Annotated in this window: 8 protein-coding genes; 7 read left to right on the top strand and 1 reads right to left on the bottom strand. The window is 71.7% G+C overall.

The annotated features are described in order from the left end of the window. Positions 1-33 precede the first annotated feature (33 nt). The 6 genes from IE94_RS36380 to IE94_RS0132310 all read left to right on the top strand — a co-directional run bounded on the left by IE94_RS36380 (position 34) and on the right by IE94_RS0132310 (position 6,216). Positions 34-204 carry a Trm112 family protein gene (locus IE94_RS36380; protein WP_007450268.1) on the top strand — a complete coding sequence of 57 codons (171 nt, stop codon included), beginning with the start codon at positions 34-36 and terminating at the stop codon, positions 202-204. A 79-nt stretch (positions 205-283) separates the two neighbouring features. Beyond that, a complete protein-coding gene (locus IE94_RS0132290; RefSeq protein WP_030191484.1) occupies positions 284-1,411 on the top strand; it encodes an SIS domain-containing protein in 1,128 nt (375 codons plus the stop codon). A gap of 50 nt (positions 1,412-1,461) precedes the next feature. Continuing rightward, complete coding sequence (manA, locus tag IE94_RS0132295; protein ID WP_030191486.1) at positions 1,462-2,613, top strand: mannose-6-phosphate isomerase, class I; 1,152 nt, start codon at positions 1,462-1,464, stop codon at positions 2,611-2,613. Positions 2,614-2,771: 158 nt separating this feature from the next. Next, positions 2,772-3,752 (top strand): cation diffusion facilitator family transporter, encoded by a 981-nt coding sequence (locus IE94_RS0132300; protein ID WP_030191488.1) that lies wholly within the window; start codon positions 2,772-2,774, stop codon positions 3,750-3,752. Positions 3,753-4,033: 281 nt separating this feature from the next. After that, on the top strand, positions 4,034-5,491 hold the full coding sequence (gene ahcY / locus IE94_RS0132305) for an adenosylhomocysteinase (RefSeq protein ID WP_030191490.1): 1,458 nt from the start codon (positions 4,034-4,036) through the stop codon (positions 5,489-5,491). A 110-nt stretch (positions 5,492-5,601) separates the two neighbouring features. Next, entirely contained in the window at positions 5,602-6,216 is a 615-nt protein-coding gene (locus tag IE94_RS0132310) for a hypothetical protein (protein WP_030191492.1), read from the top strand. 20 nt (positions 6,217-6,236) lie between these two features. On the opposite strand, the gene IE94_RS0132315 is transcribed toward IE94_RS0132310, so the two are convergent. Further along, entirely contained in the window at positions 6,237-7,181 is a 945-nt protein-coding gene (locus IE94_RS0132315; RefSeq protein ID WP_030191494.1) for an RDD family protein, read from the bottom strand. 126 nt (positions 7,182-7,307) lie between these two features. Between IE94_RS0132315 and IE94_RS0132320 the strand changes: the two genes are divergently transcribed. Then, positions 7,308-8,315 (top strand): stage II sporulation protein M, encoded by a 1,008-nt coding sequence (locus tag IE94_RS0132320; protein ID WP_030191496.1) that lies wholly within the window; start codon positions 7,308-7,310, stop codon positions 8,313-8,315. Positions 8,316-8,727: the final 412 nt, after the last annotated feature.

The raw sequence follows: 8,727 nt of genomic DNA on the forward strand, positions 1-8,727 counted from the left end.
GCACAAGCCCCACCGCCCCCGAAGGGAACCCCCATGCCGCTCGAAGCCGGCCTCCTGGAGATCCTCGCCTGCCCGGCCTGCCACGCCCCCCTCAAGGAGCAGGACGCGGAGTTGATCTGCACCGGCCAGGACTGCGGCCTGGCGTACCCGGTGCGCGACGGCATCCCCGTCCTCCTCGTCGACGAGGCCCGCCGCCCCGAGTAACCGCAGGCCAGGCGACCGGCAACCCGGCGACGACCCCGCGCAACCGAACGAACGCCCCGGCGATCGGAGACCTGCCGCCATGCTCGACGAATCGCTCCTCGACGCCCCGGAGCGCCTCACCGAGGCCGACCGCCGCGGTCTGCTCCGCGGCGCCGCCGAGGCCGGTGCCCGCGTCCGCACCGCAGCCCGGCACGCCGCCGAGGCCGGCGTCGGCAACCTCAAGCCGGACGGCCGCCCCCGCGCCGTACTGATCGCGGGACCCGGCGCCGCCGCCACCCACGCCGCCGACCTCCTCGGCACCCTCGCCGGCCCGGGCAGCCCCGTCATCCGCCTCGCCCCCACCGGCGTCGCCCCGGCCGCGGGCGCCCTGCGCTGGGAACTGCCGGGCTGGGCCGGTTCCGTGGACCTCCTGCTGATCGCCACCCCCGACGGCGCCGAGCCGGGCCTGTCCCTGCTCGCGGAACAGGCCTACCGCCGGGGCTGCACGGTCGTCGCCGTCGCCCCCGCCGGGTCCCCGCTCAGCGACTCGGTGAGTGCCTCGCGCGGCCTGTTCATCCCGATGGCGACCGCGCCGTACGACCACGACGAGCCCCTCGCCGGCGCCGCCCCCGGCGTCCTGTGGGCGCTGCTCACCCCGCTCCTCGCGCTGCTGGACCGCACCGGCCTGCTCGAGGCGCCGCCCGAGGCCGTCGAGAAGGTCGCCGACCGCCTCGACGCCGTCGCCGAACGCTGCGGGCCCGCCATCGTGACCTACAGCAACCCCGCCAAGACCCTGGCGTCCGAGCTGGCCGAGTCCCTTCCCGTCGTCTGGACCGAGGGCACCTCCGCCGGCCCCGCGGGCCGCCGTTTCGCCGCCGCCCTCGCGGAACTGTCCGGCACCCCCGCGATCGTCGCCGACCTGCCCGAGGCGCTCGCCGCGCACAGCGCCCTGCTCGCCGGCCGGCTCGCCGCCGGCGCCGACCCCGACGACTTCTTCCGCGACCGCGTCGAGGAGCCGGCCGCCCTGCGCGCGCGTGTGGTGCTGCTCCGCGACCGTCCCATCGGCGGCCTCACCGCCGCCCCCAACGCCCGTGACCTGGCCCTCGGCCACGACACGCCGATCAGCGAACTGGAACCGGAAGCGGGCGGCGAACTGGAGACCCTCGCCGAACTGATCGCCATCACGGATTTCGCCGCCGTCTACCTGGCGCTCGCCTCGGGAGCCTGACCCCGGCGCACCATCGCCCACGCACACGCACGCACCGGCAGAAAGAGCTCATGGACCGCCTCGACAACACCGTCCGCCCCTACGCCTGGGGTTCCACGACCGCGATCCCCACCCTGCTCGGGACCGAGCCGACCGGCGAACCGCAGGCGGAGATGTGGATGGGCGCCCACCCCGGCGCCCCCTCCCGCACCGACCGGGGCACGCTCGCCGAGGTCGTCGACGCCGACCCCGAGAAGGAACTGGGCCCCGCCTCCGTGGCCAGGTTCGGCCCCCGGCTGCCCTTCCTCCTCAAGCTCCTCGCCGCCGGCGCCCCGCTCTCCCTCCAGGTCCACCCCGACCTCGCCCAGGCCAGGGCCGGTTACGAGGACGAGGAACGTCGCGGCGTCCCCCTCGACGCCCCGCACCGCAACTACAAGGACGCCAACCACAAGCCCGAACTGATCTGCGCCCTCACCGAGTTCGACGGCCTGTGCGGCTTCCGGGCCCCCGCCGAAACGGCCGACCTGCTCGACGGCCTCGGCGTCGCCTCCCTCAAGCCGTACGTCGACCTGCTGCGCGCCCACCCCGAGGACGCCGCTCTGCGCGAGGTCCTCACCGCGATCCTCACCGCCGACCCCGAGGAGATGTCCCGCACGGTCACCGAGGCCGCGACCGCCTGCGACCGCCTCGGCGGCGCCTACCGGCCGTACGCCGACATCGCCCACCACTACCCGGGCGACCCCGGCGTCCTCGCCGCGATGCTGCTCAACCACGTCCGGCTCCAGCCCGGCGAGGCCCTGTACCTCGGCGCCGGCATCCCGCACGCCTACCTGAACGGCCTGGGCGTCGAGATCATGGCCAACTCCGACAACGTCCTGCGCTGCGGCCTCACCCCCAAGCACGTCGACGTCCCCGAACTCCTGCGCATCGTCCGCTTCGAGGCGGGCGACCCCGGCGTCCTGCGCCCGGAGGCGTCCCCCGACGGCGAAGAGGTCTACGACACCCCGATCGACGAGTTCCGCCTGTCCCGCTACGTCCTGCCCGAGGGCTCCGGCGCCCACGACCTCACCCTGCCCACCCCGCAGATCCTGCTCTGCACGGCGGGCACCGTACGGGCCGGCGCACTCGAACTCGCCCCCGGCCGCTCCGTCTTCGTCCCCGCGCACGAAAAGGCCGAAGTGTCCGGAACCGGCACGATCTTCCGGGCCACCGTGCGCGTCTGACCCGCGCCCGACGGGGCATCCGGCACGTCGGGGCCCGCACGGGCTGCAACAATGGCGCACCGCAAAGGAGGGGCAAAGACCGGTCACCCACCGGCCGCACACCCCACCGGCGCACGGACGCAGACACAGCAGACGCAGGCGAAGGGACAACGCGACACATGAGCGCGTCAGGCGGAACCAGGGCGATCGTGGCGGCACTGCTCGCCAACCTCTCGATCGCGGTAGCGAAATTCGTGGCGTTCCTCTTCAGCGGATCGTCGTCGATGCTCGCCGAGTCCGTGCACTCCCTCGCCGACTCCGGCAACCAGGGCCTGCTGCTCCTGGGCGGCAAGCGGGCCCAGCGCGAGGCCACCCCGCAACACCCCTTCGGCTTCGGCCGCGAGCGCTACATCTACGCCTTCCTCGTCTCCATCGTGCTCTTCTCGGTCGGCGGCATGTTCGCCCTCTACGAGGGCTACGAGAAGATCAAGCACCCGCACGAACTGGAGCACTGGTACTGGCCGGTGGGCGTCCTGGTCTTCGCCATCATCGCCGAGGGCTTCTCCTTCCGGACCGCCATCAAGGAGTCCAACCCGCCGCGCGGGAACAAGTCCTGGAAGGAGTTCGTCCGCCACGCCAAGGCGCCCGAACTGCCGGTCGTCCTGCTGGAGGACCTCGGTGCCCTGGTCGGCCTGATCCTCGCCCTCGGCGGCGTCGGCCTCGCCCTGCTCACCGGCGACGGCGTCTGGGACGGCATCGGCACCCTGTGCATCGGCATCCTGCTCATCCTGATCGCGCTGGTCCTCGCCGCCGAGACCAAGTCCCTGCTGCTCGGCGAGGCCGCCGGCGCCGAGGTGGTCCAGCAGATCGAGGCTGCGGTCGTGGCCGACGACACCGTCACCGGCATCATCCACATGCGCACCCTGCACCTCGGCCCCGAGGAACTGCTCGTCGCCGCCAAGATCGCCGTCCGGCACGACGGCACCGCCACGGAGATCGCCTCCGCGATCGACGCCGCCGAGTCGCGCATCCGCAAGGCGGTCCCGATCGCCCGCGTCATCTACCTGGAACCGGACATCTACAGCGAGTCCGAGGCCGCCAAGGGCCCCGACCCCGAGGCGACCCCCGGCGGCCCGACCACGTCGCCCGCCGCCCACTGACCGACCGGGCGCCCCCCGTCATCACCCTGCGTGAACGTCCGGAAGTGTTCGGAGGTGGACTGGGGGCGGTGGGCGCCCGCGGTGTAGCTTGGGACGGAGCCAGACGTCGCTGCTGATGGCGGTCGGGCGGTCCAGGACGGACCGGCCGAGGGAGAGAGGGCCTCCGACGGACTGCGCTGCGCGTACGCGGGCATGCCTGTGTCCTCTTCTGGGCACCCCTGTGTCCGCCGCCGCGCAGGTCAGCCGTACCCACCTCGACCCAACCCGAGGAGCAGCCCGTAATGACGACTGTCGACAGCCGACAGGACTTCAAGGTCGCCGACCTCTCCCTGGCCGCGTTCGGCCGCAAGGAGATCACCCTCGCCGAGCATGAGATGCCCGGCCTGATGGCGATCCGCAAGGAGTACGCCGAGGCCCAGCCGCTGGCCGGCGCCCGCGTCACCGGCTCCCTGCACATGACCGTGCAGACCGCCGTGCTCATCGAGACCCTGGTCGCCCTCGGCGCCGAGGTCCGCTGGGCCTCCTGCAACATCTTCTCCACTCAGGACCACGCGGCCGCCGCCATCGCCGTCGGCCCGAACGGCACGCCCGACAACCCGCAGGGCGTCCCGGTCTTCGCCTGGAAGGGCGAGAGCCTGGAGGAGTACTGGTGGTGCACGGAGCAGGCGCTGACCTGGCCGAACACCCCCACCGGCGGCCCGAACATGATCCTGGACGACGGCGGTGACGCCACCCTCCTCGTCCACAAGGGCGTCGAGTACGAGAAGGACGGCAAGGTCCCCTCGGTCGACACCGCCGAGTCCGACGAGCACCGCGTCATCCTCGAACTCCTCACCCGCACGGTCAGCGAGAGCCCGCAGAAGTGGACCCAGCTGGCGTCCGAGATCCGCGGCGTGACCGAGGAGACCACGACCGGCGTCCACCGCCTGTACGAGATGCACCGCGACGGCACCCTGCTGTTCCCGGCGATCAACGTCAACGACGCGGTCACCAAGTCGAAGTTCGACAACAAGTACGGCTGCCGCCACTCCCTGATCGACGGCATCAACCGCGCCACCGACGTCCTGATCGGCGGCAAGACCGCCGTCGTCTGCGGTTACGGCGACGTCGGCAAGGGCTGCGCCGAGTCCCTGCGCGGCCAGGGCGCCCGCGTGATCATCACCGAGATCGACCCGATCTGCGCGCTGCAGGCGGCGATGGACGGCTACCAGGTCACCACGCTGGACGAGGTCGTCGACAAGGCCGACATCTTCGTCACCACGACCGGCAACAAGGACATCATCATGGCCTCGGACATGGCCAAGATGAAGCACCAGGCCATCGTCGGCAACATCGGCCACTTCGACAACGAGATCGACATGGCCGGCCTCGCCAAGACCCCCGGCATCGTCAAGGACGAGGTCAAGCCGCAGGTCCACACCTGGACCTACCCCGACGGCAAGGTGCTCATCGTCCTCTCCGAGGGCCGCCTGCTGAACCTGGGCAACGCCACCGGCCACCCGTCGTTCGTGATGTCCAACTCCTTCGCGGACCAGACCCTGGCCCAGATCGAGCTGTTCACCAAGCCCGACGAGTACCCGACCGACGTCTACGTGCTGCCCAAGCACCTGGACGAGAAGGTCGCCCGGCTCCACCTCGACGCCCTCGGCGTCAAGCTGACCACGCTCCGCCCGGAGCAGGCCGACTACATCGGCGTCAAGGTCGAGGGCCCCTACAAGGCGGACCACTACCGCTACTGAGTCACCGGTACCTCCGAGGCAGGCCCCCGCACCCCCGTGCCGGGGGCCTGCCCCATTGGCGCCGCGTCCGCATCAGCGGCCGGACCAGCCCGTCACCACCCAGGACACCCATGCCCCGCGGCCGATATTCGCTCCACGATCCGCACGACCACACCCCCCTCGCGGAAGAACACTTCCAGTGCGCCCCCGGCCCCTCCGGCTGGCGCTACGTCTCCCGGCTGACCACGCCCACCGGGGACCACCACGGCTCCGTCGACCTCGCCCTCGACGAGCTCGGCCGCCCCATCCGCCTCGAACTCCACGCCGCCGACTGGCAGGTCCGCGGCGCCGCCATCGACGGCATCACCTGGGTCCGGACCGACCCCACCGGAATCCACGCCACCGAAGGCAATGCGCGCGCCCACGCCTTCACCGCCACGTCCCCGGCCTTCCTCGTCGCCGTCACCCGCCTCCTGCGCCTCACCCCCTCCGGATCGGCCACCCGCGTACGCCTCGTCGCCCTCACCGACCCGGTCCTCGCCCCCCGCACCGTGGACCAGACCTGGGCCTTGCTGGACAGAGAAGCACACGCCACTGACAACGGCCCCCTCACCGTGGACGAATACCAGGTCACAGCCCTGGACACGGGCGAACAGCACTCCGTGTACATCGCCGGCGACGTCGTTCTCGCGGCCCCCGGCGTCGAGCTGGAGGACCTGGAGACGCCACCGTCCGTGTTTCCATGACCGGAGCCGGCGCGCGGTGCCTACGCCGGAGGCACGAACCCGGTCCCGGAGCGGCCGTCCGGTGGCACGTCACGCGGCACGTCAGGGCGGCCGCCCGGTGACGGCGCGGGAGCCGGGGCGGTCGGTGGGGCAACCGGCGCCCGAGGCGGGGCAGCGGGTGCGGGAGCCACCGGTACCGACGGCACCGACGCGGCAGCAGCCCCGTCACCCGCCGGAGCACCGCCGAACGCCCGCCAGGCCTCCCGAGCCTGCCTCTCCTGCAACACCGCGGCCAGATACGCGGGCGGCGGAACCTCCGGCGGCACCGGAGCGCCCGTACGGGCCGCCACATCGGCGGCCAGCCGTTCGGCCATGGCCCAGCCGACACGCGGATCCAACTGCCCCATCCGCGCCAGGTACTGCCGGACGGCGAGCCACAGATCGTCGGGCACCGCGGACAGGTCGAGTCCCGAGAACCGCCCCGCCAGCCAGGGCGGGGGCGGCGGCATGAAGCCCGCCGACGAGAACGGCACCCGCTCCCGCACCACGAGCGTGCCCCCGAAAACGTCGCCGAGGCGCCGGCCCCGCGCCGACACCAGGGAAGCGACACAGGCGACGACACCGAGCGTCAGGAGGATCTCGATCACGCCGATCAGACCCCGCACCAGCGAGTGCCGGAACCGGATCGGCCCCCCGTCGTCCCGCACCACCCGCAGCCCGCACGCCACCTTCCCGAGCGACCGCCCGTGGCTGAGCGTCTCCACGGCGATCGGTCCGCCCACCAGCACGAGGACGAAGGTCGCGATCGACAACGCGGTCTGCGCCGCCACGTCCAGGGACGAGGTGGACGCCACCACCGCGACGGTCACCGCCACGTAGACGGCCACGGCCACCGCCAGATCGAGCAGGACGGCCAGTGCCCTGCTGGGCAGCCTCGCGGGGCGCAGCTCCAGCGCCACCGCCTCGCCCGTCACCAGCTCGCCCACGCCCGCCGTCCTTCCCCTGACTGCCCCCGTCCCCGCCAGTCTGCCAAGCTGAGGACGCACCGCGCCGCGGTACGACAAGCTGATCCACGACGAGCCGCCGACGATAGCCGAGGAGCAGGCACACCGATGGACCTCGACGTCTTCGTCTCCGCCCACCGCGCGGAATGGGACCGCCTCGACGCGCTGCTCCGCCGTCGGCGCCGGCTGACCGGTCCCGAGACCGACGAACTCGTCGCCCTCTACCAGCGCACGGCCACCCACCTCTCGCTGATCCAGTCCAGCGCGCCCGATCCCCAGCTGACCGGACGGCTCAGCCAACTGGTGGCACGCGCGCGCAGTGTCGTGACCGGAACCCGACGGGCCTCCTGGCGCGACGTCACACGATTTCTGACCCGGCAGTTCCCGGCGGCCGTCTACCGGGCCCGCCACTGGTGGGTCCCCACCGCCCTCCTGTCGACCGCTGTCGCGGCCCTCCTGGGCTGGTGGATCGGCACCCACCCGGAGGTGCAGTCCACCATCGCCGCACCGAGCCAGCTGCGCGAGCTCACCCGCCCCGGCGGCCAGTACGAGACGTACTACTCGAGCAACCCGGCGGCCTCGTTCGCCGCGCAGGTGTGGACGAACAACGCCTGGGCCGCCGCGCTCTGCCTCATCCTGGGCGTCTTCCTGGGGCTGCCCGTCATCTGGATCCTCTTCCAGAACATGCTCAATCTCGGCGTCGGCTTCGGCCTGATGTCGTCGGCCGGCCGCCTCGACACCTTCCTCGGCCTGGTCCTGCCGCACGGCCTGCTCGAACTGACGGCGGTGTTCGTCGCCGCGGGAACAGGTCTGCGCCTGGGCTGGACCCTCATCGACCCGGGGCCCCGCACCCGCCGCATCGCTCTCGCCGAGGAGGGCAGGGCCGCCCTCGGCATGGCGGTGGGCCTGGCCCTCGTCCTCTTCGTCTCCGGCGCCATCGAAGGCTTCGTCACCCCCTCCGGCCTGCCCACCTGGGCCCGCATCACCATCGGAGTCGTCGCCGAGCTGGCCTTCCTCGCCTACGTCTACGTCCTGGGCGGCCGAGCCGCCCGCGCCGGTGACACGGGCGACGTCGAGGCGGCCGAACGCAGCGCCACCGTGCCAACGGCCGCCTGATGTGCATCCACCCCCGGCGAGCTGCTACTGTCCTCTTCGTTCCCGCAAGAGCCGTTGACACGGAGCGAGCGGGGAGGTAGATTCGAACAGTTGCCTGGAGACGGGTTCACCCCAGAGGGCAACAGTGAACATCTACTGGCTTCTCCGGATCAATACATTCGAGGAAGCACTCTCCCGATGAATCGGAAAGCGACCGGTAAGACCGGCTCGAAACTTCTGATAAAGTCGGAACCGCCGGAAAGGGAAACGCGGAAGCGGGAACCTGGAAAGCACCGAGGAAATCGGATCAGAAAGATCTGATAGAGTCGGAAAAGCAAGACCGAAGGGAAGCGCCCGGAGGAAAGCCCGAGAGGGTGAGTACAAAGGAAGCGTCCGTTCCTTGAGAACTCAACAGCGTGCCAAAAGTCAACGC

This window comes from Streptomyces violaceorubidus (genome assembly GCF_000717995.1).
Classification (GTDB): Bacteria; Actinomycetota; Actinomycetes; order Streptomycetales; family Streptomycetaceae; genus Streptomyces; species Streptomyces violaceorubidus.

What these genes read in the sequence shown, in the direction of transcription:
- IE94_RS36380 (WP_007450268.1), top strand. Translation starts at nt 34, where the DNA reads ATGCCGCTCGAAGCCGGCCTCCTGGAGATCCTCGCCTGCCCGGCCTGC.
- IE94_RS0132320 (WP_030191496.1), top strand. Translation starts at nt 7,308, where the DNA reads ATGGACCTCGACGTCTTCGTCTCCGCCCACCGCGCGGAATGGGACCGC.
- IE94_RS0132300 (WP_030191488.1), top strand. Translation starts at nt 2,772, where the DNA reads ATGAGCGCGTCAGGCGGAACCAGGGCGATCGTGGCGGCACTGCTCGCC.
- manA (WP_030191486.1), top strand. Translation starts at nt 1,462, where the DNA reads ATGGACCGCCTCGACAACACCGTCCGCCCCTACGCCTGGGGTTCCACG.
- IE94_RS0132310 (WP_030191492.1), top strand. Translation starts at nt 5,602, where the DNA reads ATGCCCCGCGGCCGATATTCGCTCCACGATCCGCACGACCACACCCCC.
- IE94_RS0132290 (WP_030191484.1), top strand. Translation starts at nt 284, where the DNA reads ATGCTCGACGAATCGCTCCTCGACGCCCCGGAGCGCCTCACCGAGGCC.
- ahcY (WP_030191490.1), top strand. Translation starts at nt 4,034, where the DNA reads ATGACGACTGTCGACAGCCGACAGGACTTCAAGGTCGCCGACCTCTCC.